Source organism: Yonghaparkia sp. Root332, assembly GCF_001425665.1.
Taxonomy (GTDB): Bacteria; Actinomycetota; Actinomycetes; order Actinomycetales; family Microbacteriaceae; genus Microcella.
The window spans coordinates 482,589-499,161 of record NZ_LMCX01000002.1 but is presented as its reverse complement, the minus strand read 5'-3'; the positions used below and the strand labels follow the sequence as shown (position 1 = coordinate 499,161).

6 protein-coding genes and 1 pseudogene are annotated in these 16,573 nt (G+C 64.6%); 3 read left to right on the top strand and 4 right to left on the bottom strand.

The window, feature by feature from the left end; translation table 11 throughout:
* Positions 1 to 35: 35 nt before the first annotated feature.
* The 3 genes from ASC54_RS10010 to ASC54_RS10000 all read left to right on the top strand — a co-directional run bounded on the left by ASC54_RS10010 (position 36) and on the right by ASC54_RS10000 (position 10,615).
* Positions 36 to 2,975, top strand: coding sequence for a PD-(D/E)XK nuclease family protein (locus ASC54_RS10010; RefSeq protein WP_082515037.1), 2,940 nt, complete (start codon positions 36 to 38; stop codon positions 2,973 to 2,975).
* The gene (locus ASC54_RS10005; RefSeq protein WP_055898782.1) at positions 2,972 to 6,265 is read left to right on the top strand and encodes an exodeoxyribonuclease V subunit beta; all 3,294 of its coding nucleotides are present in this window, start codon (positions 2,972 to 2,974) and stop codon (positions 6,263 to 6,265) included. The genes ASC54_RS10010 and ASC54_RS10005 overlap by 4 nt, the downstream gene beginning before the upstream one ends.
* A gap of 783 nt (positions 6,266 to 7,048) precedes the next feature.
* A complete protein-coding gene (locus tag ASC54_RS10000; protein ID WP_055898779.1) occupies positions 7,049 to 10,615 on the top strand; it encodes a hypothetical protein in 3,567 nt (1,188 codons plus the stop codon).
* Positions 10,616 to 10,670: 55 nt separating this feature from the next.
* Here ASC54_RS10000 and ASC54_RS09995 read toward each other — a convergent pair.
* The 4 genes and pseudogenes from ASC54_RS09995 to ASC54_RS09980 all read right to left on the bottom strand — a co-directional run.
* A pseudogene (locus ASC54_RS09995) lies at positions 10,671 to 11,003 on the bottom strand (DUF2130 domain-containing protein); the annotation flags it as partial.
* Between the two features lie 24 nt (positions 11,004 to 11,027).
* Positions 11,028 to 14,054, bottom strand: a complete 3,027-nt coding sequence (locus tag ASC54_RS09990) for a Z1 domain-containing protein (protein WP_082515035.1) — start codon at positions 14,052 to 14,054, stop codon at positions 11,028 to 11,030.
* Positions 14,051 to 15,031, bottom strand: coding sequence for a PD-(D/E)XK motif protein (locus ASC54_RS09985; RefSeq protein WP_235451481.1), 981 nt, complete (start codon positions 15,029 to 15,031; stop codon positions 14,051 to 14,053). The genes ASC54_RS09990 and ASC54_RS09985 overlap by 4 nt, the downstream gene beginning before the upstream one ends.
* 2 nt (positions 15,032 to 15,033) lie before the next feature.
* A complete protein-coding gene (locus ASC54_RS09980) occupies positions 15,034 to 16,572 on the bottom strand; it encodes an ATP-binding protein (protein WP_162242508.1) in 1,539 nt (512 codons plus the stop codon).
* Between the last annotated feature and the right edge of the window lies 1 nt (position 16,573).

Genomic DNA, 16,573 nt, shown 5'->3' with positions numbered 1-16,573 from the left:
TGACCCTCACCCCTCCCTCGAATCACTGGAGACACATGCAGCTCTCCCCCGCCGCGATCGCTTTCGACACCGTGGTCGAGGCGGTAGATCGGGCGAAGCAGGTCGACCCGCTCGCCCCCGTGACCGCCATCACCCCGAGCCGCGCCAGCGCGGTCGACGTGCGGCGGGCGGTCGCCCGCTTGGCGCGTGGCGGGCGCGGAGCCCTCGGAGTCACGTCGACGACGCTCGCCGACCTCGCAACCGATCTCGCGTCGCGCAGCCCGCGAAGCGCAGGACTGCGGCCACTGACGGCGGCAGCACGGCAGGCCGCGATACGGTCTGTGCTCGCCAGCGCTCCGGGCCCGTTCATCGAGGTTGCCGAGCAACCGGTAACAGTGCGTGCGCTCGCCCGCGCGTCAGAGCAGCTCGATGGAGCGAATCTCGATGACGCAGATCTTCATGTGAGGGAAGTCGACGCCACCGCCGGGCTCAGCGCCGAGGTCATCCGCATCCATCGGGCCGCGACGGCCTTGCTTACGGACGGCTGGCTTGTTCCTGCTGACGCCCTCACCATCGCCTGCGACGCCATTGCTGATCCAGCCGTGCGGCGACGGCTCGGCACCCTCATCCTGCTGGGCGACAGCGAGCAGGCGACCCGCGCCGACCAGCGCTTCGCCGCCGCCCTGCGCGCCGCGGGAGCGAACGGCAGCACGGTCATCGAAGTACCGCTCGCCTCCACCGGCGACGCGGCACTGCCCCACCAGCGCGTATCGGCGAGCGATGCCGACGAGGAGGCGCGGGCGGTTGCCCGTTTGGTCGTCGGGCTGCTGCGTGACGACGTGCCCGGGCACCGCATCGGCGTCTTCTGGGGCGCAGCCGAGCCCTACCGCACGCTCCTGCACGCCCATCTGGGCGAGGCTGGGGTGACGGTGAGCGGACCAGGAGCCCGGACGTTGGCCGATACTCCTCTCGGTCGCAGTCTGCTGCGCCTGCTCGCACTCGACCCCGACGACGTCGACCCGCTCGTCGTGCTGGGGGTGCTCGCCGACGGCGTCCTACGCTGGAGCGAGAAGCCCCTCCCTTCGAGCGCCGAGGCCGAGCGCATTTCGGCGCGCGACCGCATCGACGAGCCCGCCGAGCCTGAGCGAGGCGTGTTCTTCGGCAACTTCGAACCGAACCAAGGCGATGAAGGTGCCGGCACCGAGTTCGATGATCGGCAACGCCGACGCCTGAAGCGTCAGACGCTGTGGGACGAATACCTCGCCGTGGTGTCGGCGAGCATCCGTGACGTCGCCTCCTGCGACAGCTGGGCTGGGGCGACGGATGCCCTTCGCGCGCTCGTCGAGACCCACTTCGCCGTGCCCGCCGCCCTCGAGCCCTCCGAACTGCTGCTCGCACGCGAGCAGCTGAGCCGCATCACTGGCGACCTCGCGTCGCTCGATGCGATTGCGGGCGCGCGACCGACCCTGGCCGACGTGCGAAGCACTTTGGAGACTCAATTCGTCGAGACCAGGGCGAGGCATGGCCAGCAGGGAACGGGTGTCGCGCTCGGATCGTTCGACGCGGGCGTGGCGCGCGACCTCGACCACGTGATCGTCGTCGGGCTGGCCGAGGGGGTCGCGCCGGCGCGCGGCCGCGACGACGCGCTGCTGCCCGACGTGGTGCGGAAGAGGTGGGGGCTGCCGACCATGCGCGATCGAGCAACCGTCGCCCGACAGCAATTCATCGAGACTCTCGCGAGCGCCCGTAAGACACTCACGATCGTCGTGCCGCGCGGCGACCTGCGCAGCGGCGGCGAGCGAGAGGCTTCGCGCTGGCTCACGAGCGTGCCGGATGCACGCGAGACCCTCACTGTGCGCGCCCACCACGATGGACTGATGACGGGAGCCCCCGCTGCCTCGACGGTTCCGGCGACGGAGGCGGAGTGGCGCATCCGCGCCGAGCGCAGTGAGGGTGACTGGCGGGCGGCCCCCGAGGCCGACCTCATCGATCGCGCCCGACAAATGCGTGACGACCGACGCCGGGGCCGCTTCACTCGTTTCACTGGCAGTGTCGTCGAGGTCGCCGCGCTCATCCCGTACGCCGAAACTCCGATCGCCGCGACCGAGCTGGAGGAATGGGTGGCGAGCCCCCTGTTCTTCTTCGTGCGACGCATACTCGGTGTTCGGGCCCTCGATCTGCAGGTCGACGATTTCGAGCCGTCGCTGCTCGAGCTGGGAACGATCCAGCACGAGGCGATCGAAGCGTTCACTCGAGAGGCGCTCGCGGGCACGATCACGTCGGCGACGCTCGAGCTGCTGCTCGATTGCAGCGAGCGGGCCTTCGACGCGCACCGCCGCATCAGCTGGATCCGCCACCTTGAGACCCGCGATCGGCGCCGGGTGGCCGGACAGCTCGAAGCGTGGTGGCGCCGCGAGGTCGCCACGGGAGCTTGGAGCCCGGTGTCGGCGGAACAGCCGTTCGGGCTCGACGACCCTGAGTCGGTCGACGCGGTGCCGTTCACGCTCAACGACGGATTTACCATCACCTTCCGCGGGAAGGTCGACCGGATCGACCGCACGACCGACGGCGTGCGAGTCGTCGACTACAAGGGCTGGCGGCCGAAGAAGCTCAGCATCACGGCCGCCGACCCGACGGCGGGTGGCCAGAAGTTCCAGCTCGCGGTGTACGGGCTGTTCGCGGCGCAACTGGGCGAGGGCGAAGCGGCCAGCGCCGTCCGCACCGAGTACGACTACCTGCGGTCGCCCGACGATCCTGTGCTGGGGTTCACGATGTCCGACGAGTCCGTGGCGGTGCTGCGCGCCGATACTACGGCGGTCATCCGGGCGATCCGCGCCGGAGTCTTCCCGGCCCGACCGGCGGGAGGCTCGCTCGAACGGTTCACGACGCTCAGCGGCAAGGCCGATCTCGACCGGTTGTGGAGCCTGCTGAGGGAGGGCCCCGAGCTCACCGCCTACCGCCGCTTCTTCATCGAGACCGAGGAGGCTGACGCGTGAGCACGTTCGTGGACAGTGCGGCCCGCGAGCGCATCGACGCGGATATCGGGACGACTCTCTTCGTCGAGGCGGGCGCCGGCGTCGGCAAGACGCACCACCTGGTGACGCGCATCTTGACCCTGATCGCGGCGGACGTTCCCGTCAGCCGCATTGCCGCCATCACGTTCACCGAGAAGGCCGCCGGCGAGCTGCGAGATCGGATGCGAACCGCACTGCAGGTGTCGACCGCGCTGACGGCGGCGCAGCGGGATGCGGCGCTCGATGATCTTGACGCCGCCCCGATCGGCACCATCCACTCGTTCGCTGCGCGCGTGCTCGAGCAGAACCCGATCGAGGCAGGGCTGCCGCCGGGCATCGAGGTCGTCGACGAATTGCGCGCCGGCATCGCGTTCGCGCAGCGCTGGCGCCGGGCACGAGGCGCGCTGTTCGGCGACCGTGACGCCGCGGCAGCCATCGAGCTGCTGCTTGCCGGCGGCGCCACACTCGGTAACCTCGAGGACCTCGCACGCGAGCTCGACGCGGCCTGGGATCGCGTGCGAGATGCGCCCGCGCCGCTTCTCGGCCCGATCACGCTCGACCTGCAGCCACTCGTGCGACTGCTCCAGAGCATCCTCGACCGTCACGGTGAGTGCAGCGATCCTGACGACGCCATGGTGCGCGGCTTCCCACTGCTGCAAGGGAGTCTCGAGGCCCTGCAGACGGCCGCCGCGGGAGGCGACATCACCGCGCAGCTCACGGCACTGTCGACACTCAAGCGCCCCCGCCCGAACGTGGGTCGAGGGGCCAACTGGCCGGACGTCGAGAGCATCCGCACGCTCGTGCGCGAGATCGACCCGCTGAAAGGGGAAACGCTCCGCGCCGCGATCGACCCCGCCCTCACCCGGGTTATCGCGACGCTCGGCGCGACGCTCGAGGCCGAGGCGAAGGAGCGCCGTCGACGCGGCACCCTCGAGTTCCACGACCTGCTGATCCTCGCGCGCGACCTGCTCGTCGGGCCTGGCGCAGCGACCGCGCACGCGCGGCTGCACGAGGCGTATCCGCATCTGCTGCTCGACGAGTTCCAGGACACCGACCCGCTGCAGGCCGAATTGGCCGTGCGCATCGCCGCCAACACTGTGCTGCCCGCAGCCGGCTGGGTCGAATCGGTCACCCCGGCTGGACGCCTGTTCATGGTGGGCGACCCTAAGCAATCGATCTACCGGTTCCGCCGCGCCGACATCGCCACCTACCTCGAGCAGGGTGAGAGAGTGAGCTCTGTGCCGGGCGGGGCCACTGTGTCGATGGTCACCAACTTCCGGTCGACAGCGCCTGTGCTCGACTGGATCAACATCGCCTTCGGCACTCTCATCACGGCCGACGGTCACCGTCAGCCGGGGTACACGCCGTTGTCGCCCGCACCCGCTCGATCGACCTGGGACGCCATCGAGGGCGGGCCGCCCGTCGTCGTGCTGGCTCCCACCGACGCTGAGAAGGCCGAACAGATCAGGGCCGACGAGGCGGCGTCCGTCGCCAGCGCGGTGCTGCGCGCTGTCGGGCGGCACCCGACGGCGACGGGTGCCGCCTGGCTCGTCGAGAGCCGCAACCGCGAGACGAAGCAGTACGAACGACGGGCCGCGCGGCTCGCGGACGTCTGCATCCTCCTGCCGAGCCGCACCGCCCTGCCCGCCCTCGAGGCGGCTCTCGACGCGGCGGGGGTCGAGTTCGTCGCCGAGTCGTCGTCGCTCGTCTATTCGACCCGCGAGGTCGCCGACCTGCTGCTCGCAGTCCGGGCGATCGCCAACCTGGCCGACGAGGCCGCGCTCGTACTCGCGCTGCGGACACCCATGTACGCGTGCGGCGACGACGACCTGCTGCGGTGGCGCGTGGCAGGAGGACGCTGGGCGGTCGACGCCGAGGTGCCCGAGTGCCAGGAGGAGAACCCCGTGGCGGGCGCTCTCACCTCGCTCGCCTCACTGCTGCAGGACGCGCGCACGCTCACGGCGGGCGGGGTGCTCGCGCGGCTGGTCAGCGACAGACTCGTGCGCGCGGTGGTGGTGGACACGCCGCGGTCGCGAGACGTGTGGCGGCGCATCCGCTTCGTCGTCGATCAGGCGCATGCCTGGTGTGACGCCACGCATGGCAGCCTGCGCGAGTACCTGGAGTGGGCCGAGCTGCAGCAGGACGAGAAGGCCCGCGTCGCCGAGCGCTCGGTGCCCGAGGAGGACCTTGACGCGGTGCGCATCACGACTATCCACCAGTCGAAGGGCCGCGAGTTTCCGATCGTTGCGCTGCACGGGATGGGCACCGGCTGGCGCAGCAGCCGCCCGACCCTGCTGTGGAGCGATGGGGGTCGCCCGCTCGCCGCGTTCAGCGCTGAGAAGCAGCTCGAGTCGACCGGCTATACCGAGGCGTACGACAACGAGAAAGAATTCCTCCGGGCCGAGCGACTGCGGCTGCTCTACGTGGCGTGCACGCGCGCCGAGTCGCACCTGATCGTCTCTGGATTCCAGTCGCGTCGCACCTCATCGTGGGGCGGACTTCTCGCCCCCGCTCTCGACGCTGCACCCGGGGTCACTTTCGAGTGGGAGCCCCTTCCGGAGGTCGAGCGCCCCGCCGGTGGAGCGGAGGTGGCGCCCGTCGTGGAGTGGGAAGCCTGGCTCGCCGAGCGGGCACGGTGGCAGGAGGTCTCCGCCCGACCGTCGAGCATCTCTGTCACAGGCATGGCGCACGGCGGGTCAGAACCATTCACCCCGACTCTCTCGTTCACCGATGCCGAGGACGACGCCCCGTTCGTGGGGCGCCGGTTCGGCGGCGACGCTGGAAGCGGCACCGCGCTCGGAACCGCTGTCCATCGTGTCCTGGAGCTCACGGAGCTGGATGCAGAGGCGGACGTCGAGGGGACCGCGCGACTGGTCCTCTCCGCATCCGGTGTGGATGCTCTCGGGATCGACGCCGCGACGCTCGCCACGATGGCTCGCTCGGCACTGGCGGCCGAGCCGGTGGCCCGCGCGGCGAGACTGCCGCACTGGCTCGAGCTGCCCGTGACCGCAGTGCGCGACTTGCCCGAGACCGGACCCATCATCGTGGAGGGTGTCGCTGACCTGGTCTATCGCGAGGAGGACGGGTCCCTCGTGATCGTCGACTTCAAGACCGATCAGGGGGTCACCGAGCTCTCGGTCGAGGCATATTGGAAGCAGCTGAACGCCTACGCCGACCTGATCACCGAGGCGAGCGGGCAGGTCGTAAGCGCGCTGTACCTAGTGTTCTGCCGCGCCCACCCCGCGCACGTCAGGCAGAAGGTGCGGGCGTAATTTCAGGTGCGGCAACCCACGCGACTGCGTGAGCAACCAGCGCGCTTGGACCGTCAGTCACGTCTCGCGACGCGCGCCATCGCGGAAGCGGCATTCAGAGACTGGGCCCCTCCGGGAGCGACGCTTCCCAAGCGAACACCGGGGAACGAAGCCCTGGACTACTCATTCTCTCCAGGCGAACGCTCGCGGTTCATCAATGGAGCCGAGCGGTCCGTACTCGTCCTCCCAGCTGCGGATGACGATCGAGCAGAGTTGAGCGAGTTCATCGCTATCGATGAGTCCCGACGCTCGTAGCGTGAGGGCCTTGATCACGGCCTGGGGCCACACCAGTTGTTCCGTGAAATCGGCACCTCTCAAAGCCCAGTGAGTAAATAGGCCTTCTTCAGCGGAGAGGCCACTAAAGGAGCCATCACAGACTCTTCTTATCGCGGGCCATCTGGCTGGGATCTTCTGCTGTCGAAAGCATCGCGCGAAGAAGTCCTGACCCGCGGGGTACTCTTCCGCCTCTGCTGCGTACATCGAGGCAAGGAGACCAGCGTGAAGACGTGCCAACCGCGTGCGCAACTCCACTGCTTTGACGTCATCCAAACCTGCTCCTCGGCGTTCAGTCGAACTGTGTCCGCCAGCATGCCCGTATGCACCGACAAATGCGACCCCAAGACGAGTTCCGCTGAACCGCTTCCTCGTTGTCAGAGGTCGTGAATACCCTTCAGGCATGACTCTCGTTCAGCAACGGAGGCGGCATGTATGACTCATGATCTTGTTGAGCGAGCCCATAGTTTGATGAATCGGCTCGTCCGTGCAGGACTCGTCGACGAGATCGGCAGGCCGCTATTTGAGGACCCCGACTGCGGACCCATTCGTCGCGGTGGCCGCTCGATGACGACGTCGCCCTTTTCCGGCGATCAGATCGATGCCTACGAGATGACTGTATGCGTGTGGGACGGTGACAGTCACGATCCGCTGGGCGACCACTTCGCCGATGGCTTCGTGGCCTGGACGGAGGTTCTGTTCATCGTCGCGGGCGATGGATGGAGCATCGGCGCCATGCCGGTCGCACGCGATGCGGAAATCGACCCAGAGCTCGAACGGGTCGTGCTCGACCTGTTCGGCGGTGACGTCGTGGCACACCGCGACATTCCGGCGCCGCAGTGGTTCGACGCCCGGTATACGAGCGCTGCGCAGGTGATCGACGCCGCGTGCCGCGTCGGCTTTGCGCAAGAATCGTCGTTCTTCATCGACTCGGGAGGGCCGCTCGGGGAAGAACTGCGCGAGTTGGCGGAGAGAGGAGAATACGCGCACGCGTTCGCTCACAATCAGGGCAGCGAGCAACGGTCAGCACTTCACGTGGTGATCGAGAACCGTTTCGCGGCAGACGCCGTTGAGTGCGCTGTCCGCGGCGAGATCGATCTCTCCGGAAAAACCTGGGGCGCCGGGGGCGGAGATGGCTGGGCTTTCGTCATCACTTCCGAGAACGTGGAGCAGCCTGTTGCCGGCGGTGCGGATATTGAGCTCTCCCTCGCCTTGCGCGCTGCCGCGCTGTGCGAGGCAATCGATGGCACGGTCGTGCGCACGTCTGCCGCGTTGGCGGCTTCGTCTGACCCCGTCGTCCTCGATGCTGCTCGTGCGATCGGGCGACTCGCGCGACTACCCAACGACATCATCGAGAAGCTGGCGCGCATTCCACGGTCGAACACTTGGCGACGCGCTTGCCCACCGCAGATCGCGGCCTCACTTGAGTCACTCGCTCACGAGTGGCGAGACAACTACGTTCGCAGCCGCATGTTGCGCGTGGGGCATGAGGTGCCGGATGCTCGGGGCGCTGTCATCGAAGCGGCATTCAACAGCGCCCTCGCAGCCGCCGGGACGTTGGCGGCACTGGGCACCATGCGCGCAGACAGCACCTGGGAGAACGACGCGGACCCAGAACTTCGCCACGAGCTTGTCCAGGTGGTTCTCGGATATGAGTCGGTCGCGGGGTCGGCGACGGAAGATGACAACGTCCGACGCGACTCCCGCGGAGGAGCAAGCGAAGCGCACTTCGACCTGTTCCGCACGCGAACCGAGATCAATGAGCTGCTTGTTTTCGCGCACATCATCCCGGTCAAGAATGGCTTGCACACCGAACACGTCGCCGCGAAGTACCCGGGTTGGGCGTGGAACGAGCTCATGACCGAGCTGAAGGCCGCAGACGCACTCGACCGCGAACCCGGCGCGTCTTCCGTCTGCCGAGCCGACGTCGAGAGCATTCACCTCGGTCGCGACGGCACGTGGGCTGTTGACTTGCTCGATGGCACGACACGGCGCGACCCCGTCGGGGCCGCGCGGATCGCACCGATCAACGAACGCCAGGGCTCGATAAGTGCGGACGGCGAAAAGACGCCCGCGGTTGAGGCGCGAGAAGCGGAGACCCAGAGTCTCAAGCACTACCGGCTCAGCGGCCGTGACGACCTCGGAGATCGTGGATTCGGATGCGCAGCCGCCGCCGAATCGGACGCCATCCGTTTCGCGGGCGTTCTCGGCCTGACGGCCGCGATCGTCGACGAGATCACACCACTGCCGCATCGAGACGAGCCTGAGCACGCGCGCAATGCGATCCTCGAGAACCCCTTGCTCGGGCCGGAGTGGCTTCCACTTGCGGACGCGATCGCGGCCGCAAGTGAGTGCGCCCGCAGTGGCGGGTTGTGGCAGATGAACACCTACCCGCGACACACGGGCTTCGACCCGGGGCCCGCCCCGTATGTTCAAGGGCTCGTCGAGAACGACGGCACACACCACCTCGAAGTGGGCGGGCACGGTCGCGGTCCCGACTGGTCGAGCGCCGAGACACTACGAGGGCTCGACCTTCTGGGGTGGACGCAGGCGGGGGCAGATAGCCGAGCCAATTGGGTGCTGACGCTCGAGTCGTCGTGGACGGGTCACCGCGTCGCTCGCGAGGTGCTCGAAATATTCGTCTCGATCTACGGCCATGAGTGGGAGACGCCGATCGCGTTCGGCGGCTCGAATGCGGTTCGAGAAGCAGTGCTCCGCCACTTGACGGTGCTGCAACCACCAGATGTGCTCATCCAGCCATCGCCGCCACAGCCCCCTACTCCGTCATCGCAGGAAGATGACTCCGGAAGGTCGATGGGCGACTCTACGCTCCCCAGCAATGACGTCGACGACAGCGACTTCTTCACTCAGGAGGCAAGGGATGCGATCGCTACGGTCGCGACCGACTTGGGACTGTCCGCCGACGAGATCATCGCGGTTCTGGAGCGCCAGTTCTACGACGGTCCACCTGACGCCGATGACGGGGGCGGGTGTCGGCAATTCGACCCAGAAGCACTCGCGGAGGACAAACCCCTCACCATCGCCGAAGCCTTGCGGCTTCTCAACTCCGCCCTGACACGACTCCCGCACCTGTCGCGGGCGATCAGCGCGCTAGAACTCCTGAATGAGCGCCAGGATCACATCGGGCACTTGGTGGACTGGTGGACTTTGGTGACGGCCACGAGCGAGAACCAGGAGCTGCGCAACCATGAGCACTGCTCCCCCCGCTGCGTGATGCGGGACCCAGTGGGACGCATTCTCGTTGCCGCCTGCTCAACGGATGCCTTAACGGTTCACCTTCTGCGCGATCACACCTGCCGAATCGTCTCCGATACTGCGCGCGAGCGTGATGCGCCGGATGTCGACGAGGATCGGCCTGTTCGCCTACGAGAGCGCGCCGTGCGCGGCGCCGGATGTGGGCCGCTTTGCGAGGATGCAGCGCACGACATGTCTTCCGAACTTCGATACGAAGGCTTGCGGAGACCCTCTATGCCAGTGGTCATCACCCGCGGGCTTCGCCGCTACGACTCGTGGTTCTGGGCGACGCGTCCCGAACCGCTGCCGGCCCATGACTATTACCCTGGGCGCTTCTCACACTTGATGGGCCTGTTATGCGATCAGTTCGCCGTCACCCACAGCGGCCATGGCATGAACAGCTACTCAGTCAACCTTCGACTGGCGATTGGGCGCTTTGCGTTCCTCGGCCAGGCGCATCGAGGGTTCGCCTACTTCGACCACGAGAGCACGGAGGCTGCCTGGGAACGAGTCTGCGAGGTAGCAGAAGCACTCGGACAGCTCGAGAGTGATGAGTGGGACCCTGCTCGCTATCAGCGGCGCCCCTGGCTGGTCACCTTCAGCGACTTCCGGGACGGACCGTACGTTTCCGCTCACCGTTGGACGATTTCATGGATTGGCGAAGGGCAGCCGTGGGGGAACCTGCCGACACAGTTCACTCTGTCGACGGTGAAAGAAGCGATTCAGACCCTCCACCGAATCCGAGGGTTCGTGGTGGAAGAGGAGATCTCCGGGGAGGAGTGAAACTTCCTTTGGCTCGGCGTGGAGCCTCGGCTCCGGCACCACGGATGACCACGTCTCAGCGTGCGTTGGATGCCATCGTTGGGTTGCCACGCGTCGACTTCTTGATGGTCACATCCTGCGCTTTGTCGTTCTCCAATCGCCGGTTGCGCTCTGACCCGAGCAGCGCGTCCCTAACTTTCTGCCACCGCTCGATCGCCTTGTCGATCTCGGTCATGGCCTCGCCGAAGCGGCGCGACGCCAACTCGTAGCTCTCGCCGATTTCCGACTTGAACCCGTCGAGGTCGTTCTCGAAGTTGGTGATGTCGACCTTTTGCGCTCTCACCAGTTCGAGTTCGCGCTTGTAGTGCAGCGAGCTGAGGGCGGCGTTGTGCAGCACCGTGATGATCTCTCGATCGAATTGAACGAACCGGGCCTAGACCTTCGCCGAATCCGCTTCGACGGTTGCCGCTTTCCCCTTCACCCTCCAGGTCCAGACAAGCCGCGGCTCAGGAGCAGCCGCATACGGAACTGTGAAGCTGAAGACCGTCGCCACGTCTTCCTGAGATAGGTTTTGCGGCAGCGTTTCCTGGGGGCCCTTGGGCATGCCCCTAGCGGAAGACACCTTCGATTGATCTTCCGGGTCATAGGCGAAGAACAGTGCGAGGACGCCACGAGTACCGTCACCTCGGAGGATCTGCGACTCAGGCAAGTCGCCGAACTCTGGATGGCCGGCGATCGCCTTGAACGGACCCTCGGCTCGCGTGAGCTTTCCGGAGAATGCGGGTCGGTCAAGTCGTCGAGTGATTGACCGGATCGGTAGGCGCAGATCGCCCAAGGTTCTAATCGCAGCACCCTGTGTCTCGGGAATCATCACAACGAACTCCGTCAATCTCTCTTCAGAGATCAGGAGCCTCATGAAGGCCGTGTGCTCTTCGATGCCATAGCCATCTGGCATGGTGAAGCCCTCTAGTAGCTCGACGGTCTTCGCGGCATCGACGACCCAGCAGTTCGCGGGCCAGACTGGCAGGCCTTCCGGGCTCACAAAGTTGATCCGATGTGCCGGCGCCTGCAAGAGAGCCGAGACCATGGAGAGACGCTGGTTATTCGCCTTTGACGAGCGAGGTGGGTACCAGGTCTTCTCGATAGGCACTCCTCCCTCCCCAATTTCCTTCAGCACGGCGTTGTGGCGCTTATTTGCGGCAACCGGGCGAAGCCAAGGCACCGCCTGGAAAATCAGTGCTGGAACTTGTCGAGGAGTGATCTTGGGCTTTCCGTGCTCGTCGACACCCTCAAACCGTCGGAGCTGACGGCGAAGAATGAGCTCATCTTCCAGGCTCCCCTCGAAGGCCTTGTACAGGTCAAAGACCTTGCCCTTCTTATCGACCACATATCGGTCGATGTAGAGGCGTACTAGGTCCCGATAACCAGGTCGGTAGCCGAACCATCGACCCATCTGCATGAGTGTGTCTGCCGACTCCGACTTCCTCCTGAAGTAGGAAATGGTCAGATCCTCGATCGTGAATCCTCGGCTGAGCTTCGCTCCACCGACCAGGACGCGCCAGGTCTCTTCAGACTGGAAGTTCAACTTCCCATAGTCAGAGTCCTTATCCCCGTTGACGATGACGACCGGTGAGACAACGTTGGCTTCCCTATTGCGCTCCATGCGATCAACTGCAGCGCCAAGATACGGAACGAGCTCCTGAAAGGATTCGGGCATTGGCAAGTCCGCGAAGTCGCCGTGGCGTCGCGACTGCCAGGTCGGGAGGAAGTCTTCTTCCCACTTCTTCTTGATGCGCTGCTTTCCGGCCGCGGTCTTGTAGCCCGCCTCACCCCACAGCTTGTCAATGCGAGCAGCCAACGCCTTGTGTTCTTCCGTCCGCACCGACTCATGAACAAGCATCGTGTGGTGACGGAAGCGGAAATCAGAGGTGGCCTGGCGCCAAAGCTTGATTCCTCCGGTGAGTACCCAGGCGTCCAACGCGTCAGCGAGTTCATGATCCTCATCGCGTTGAGGGTCTAAGCCAAGGCTTCTCGCATAGGCGGCTTCATTGGAAACAGCAGGATCCGCCTTGTCAAGCGTCGAGTCTGCTTCGAGGTCATGAAACGCCGCGCCACCCATGTACTCACCGGATGGATCGAGCGAGAAGACGAAATCCTTCGGAAAAATGTCTTCCTCAATGTCGGGGTTCACGAACACGTTGGCCGCAGGTGTCGCCGTGTACCCCAAATATTGAGCCCGCGGCATCGCCTTCAGAAGTTGCACGATCTCGCCGTTGACGGCGGTACGTTCCGCTTCCTGTTTCTCCTCGTCTTTGGTTCGCTTGCCCGGGCGTTTCGTATTGATAGAGGCGAGGTCAGACTCGTCGTCCAGGATGAGCGCGGGTATCTCGCTCAGGTCAATGTGGAGCGCTTCAAGATCGGCGTTGAGTTTCTTCAGGACGGCGGAGTTCTTCTTGACGACGGCCAGTCGCACGGCAGAGTCGTACAAGTTCCTTTCGTCCCACAGCGGCCTATGTTTGACCGACTTCTCAACCTGGAAGTCAAGTACATTCCGGTTGATGACACCGAGCAACTTGTAGTCAGTGAGCGATGTCGTGAGCCGGTTGATCGCTGGTACACCCGGAACGTTCACTGGGTTCACTCCCAGCTTGGAGAACTTCCCTTCCTTCCATTCGTTGTCGTTTGAGCTGATGTAGTCGATCTGTTGGGCGAGCTTTGGGTTGTCGAGCGGTAGTCCACCGACGATGTTCTCCCAACCCACGAGTTCCTTGTCGAGACGACGTTGCGTCTGCGTGCGCAGGTTGTCATACGTGCCGGTAAGAACAATGATCAACCGGTAGCCAGCGTCGATGGCTTTGGCAATTACTCCGCTAAAGTTCGCCGTCTTGCCGCTCTGCACATAGCCGACGACCAAACCCTTGCTCTGATAAGGAACCTCAGATGTGGGGTCTGCGAGTCGGCCGATGATCTTGTCGGTCATCACGTCGAGCCCGTTGATTGCGGTCTTATCGAAGCGGTTCTTGATCAGTACGTTCCGATAGTGCGTCCAATAGAAATCATGGGCACTCTGTCGGGCCGTGGTGTACCACGGCTCCCAGTTCGCATCGACGATTCCGTCACTGAAGCTCTCAACCGGAAACTCTGCGTCGACAGCCTGACGGGCGGAAGCAGAGAGTCCAAGCCGTTCGTGGACTCGCGCACGCCTCTCGAGCGATCCCTGGAGAGTCCCCGCAGTCCACTTGGCGTCCAGCTCCTGATCCCAAGCCGTGAGTGCGATCCAGAACGCAGTTTGCGCGGCCTGACCAACCTGGGTGACCGCCGGCACCACAACAGCCTCATCAACTGAAATGTCGTGGTCTTCCAGGTTGCGGTTCACTTCATCTACGAGATTGCGAGGTCCGATCGACGACATTCCCTCTATGGCCGCGCGGATTGCGACGGCGATGAGCTCAGAGCTCACTCGGCGACCTCCACGAGATCCTGAACTGGCTGGCCAACCGCAGTGCTCGACAAACCAGAGACGTTGACCTGGTAGCGGACACTGACGATCAACTGCGGGCTTGGGACGTTGTCTGCCACGGTCGACGGGGTCAACGCCGGGAAGCTGGAGTCAACGAGGTAGGCCCGAGGCTTCGTCCGATACAGCCAGCGGGTCGGGTACAGGTCTGCGTCTTCGTCGTGCCAGCCGGCGCGCTTGAGCTTCTCATCGATGCCTTGATGCCACTTCTCCGGAGTGGCAGATCGAAGGGCTCCGATAATGTCCGCGAGAGATCGACCCTCGTGTGCAGCGCCCGCGCCCGTCAGCTGAATGGAGAGCAAGTAGAGCGGCCGGCCTGGCGCCGCCGACAACTGCTTGAGCGAGCCGATCATGTGCACGCGATCCTCACTCCGCGTTGACTTCACCTCGACGTCGAAGTCCTCGAAGACGAAATCGTGCTCTTCTTGATCCATCCCCAACCATGCAGCGAGAGTTTCGTTAGGGTTCACCGCGAGACCATGCTCTAGCACGAGCAACTCACCCATTAGGCCGACTTGTTGTTCCTCAGACAAGCGGGCTCGGCGAGCAAGTAGCTCGCGAAGAGCTCCGACAGCGACCGGAACTGCGTCGTGGAACTTCACTCCACTTCGGAGCAACTCCGTGACGACAGCAAGAACCTGGTACGCGGCGAAGCGGTCTTCGCCCGCGCGAATAGTCAACTCGTGCCACTGCACGCCGCTCGAATCCGTCACTGCTTGGTAGTCCATGTGCCTCATCGCCGTGACGTCGGGCTCGACCGCCGTCATCATCCGACTCTGGAGGGTCAATTGGTCCGTCCCTGGCACCACGATCAGGTAGGTCTCAGGCTCAGCCGCGATTCGTCGCCTCGCACGCGGGATCGGGGCCTTGAAGAGTTCTTCGATGTCTTCCGGGCTCAGTCGCGCGCTTGCCTCATTCATGGTCACTCAGTGTGTCCTTTCGTTCGCTCTCGATAGCGACGTTCCTCGGAATGAGCGGCTGCCGTGAGCAGTCGGAGCCACACACGTTGGTCGGCTCGTTCTTTCGGGCCTGGGCGCGCACCCGTGAAGTGCGCTCCGTAGACAAGAAGCAACAGGGACTTCAGGAGAGGTGCGTCATCGTTGTCCTCGGAACCGAGTCCGCCGTTCAACACATGCCGGTAGCGGGTGTTCAGCCAGATCGTTCGGGTGTTGAAATCGAAGTGCAAGAGGTCGTCGCTGGTCATTGCACGCCAGCGCACGTCCACTTCGTCGCCGTCGATGAACTGAGCTGCCTCGCCGAATGACTCAACGATCTCGGCAAAGGTCGCTTGGAGTCCCGCAGAGAACCCACGGTCTGGCTTGACAAGACGCGTTGGTTGAAGTGCGTGGGTCTTTGACTCCCGATACTCGCTCGCCGCGAGACTGAGGAAGTCCTGGAATGTAAGGCTGTTTGGCCCCGTAGCGCTCAGCAGTGCTTGTCGAAGCTCGGAATCAAACTCGACGCCGCTCTTCTCGGGATTGATCGTCACGTGCTGCTCGAGGTCCGCACTAAGGTCCAGCGAGACTCGCGCGAAGCGGTACTTCACGTCGGGATGAACAAGCCCCTGCCAGTCGCCTGTAGACAGGAGTCGATCTCGTCGGTATACGAAAACGCCTTGGTGTTCAGCGCCCCTCCCCGCAAGAACGTATCCAGGCAACGTCGCCTGAGCGGCGGGCCAGACGTGGAGGTCGACAATGCGGGATTTCCCGTCGAGCGTGAAAGTGAACTGTTCGGGGAAGCCTGCTCCCCCCACGATCTCGTAGCCGAATGGGTTGACCGCGAGAACCTCGATGGGAAAGCCACCATCTTCCAGCTCTAGATCCCACTCATCGATCGTGAGCGTGACGGACCCATTGGCGATCATCCGATGGAATGTCATCCCCAGGTGCGTGATCAACTTGCGGCTCGTACTGCTGAACCAGATCTCTCGATCTGACATCGATGCATCAACTAGGAACGAGCGGGGCGCAGACCATTCAACGATGGTTCCAGTGGCGGTCGAGAACCCCCCTTTCGCCCCGCGCAGTGCGTCAACCACGGCCTCCGTGTCGATCGTGTGCACCGTTGTCGGACTGATGCGGTCGATCTGCCGGCCAGCGGGAACAGCGCCGGCAGCGGAGGAATACACACGCAGGGTATCTGCCTGACTCAGGCTGGCCGCCTTCAGTCCGATGCCAAAGTGACCAAGGTCACCGGCACCGTATTCACGCGTCCTCGCGTATTGCATTGCGGAATCAAGGGTTGCGGAGTCCATGCCACTGCCGTTGTCGATAACACGGAGTCCGATGACGACGCTGTCGGATCGCATGAACCGGATCAGGACGTTGCGGGCGCCAGCGTCGACGCTGTTGTCGACGAGGTCCGCTACCGCGCTCTCGAAGGAATGACTCCTCCCTACGGCGTGGACGATCGACTCATCGGGGGCGACAGTCTTTGAGCCCTGAAGTCGCGGCTCCGGCATT

Coding starts and splice junctions, on each gene's coding strand:
- ASC54_RS10010 (WP_082515037.1), top strand. CDS start 36: ATGCAGCTCTCCCCCGCCGCGATCGCTTTCGACACCGTGGTCGAGGCG.
- ASC54_RS10000 (WP_055898779.1), top strand. CDS start 7,049: ATGAATCGGCTCGTCCGTGCAGGACTCGTCGACGAGATCGGCAGGCCG.
- ASC54_RS09985 (WP_235451481.1), bottom strand. CDS start 15,031: ATGAATGAGGCAAGCGCGCGACTGAGCCCGGAAGACATCGAAGAACTC.
- ASC54_RS09980 (WP_162242508.1), bottom strand. CDS start 16,572: ATGCCGGAGCCGCGACTTCAGGGCTCAAAGACTGTCGCCCCCGATGAG.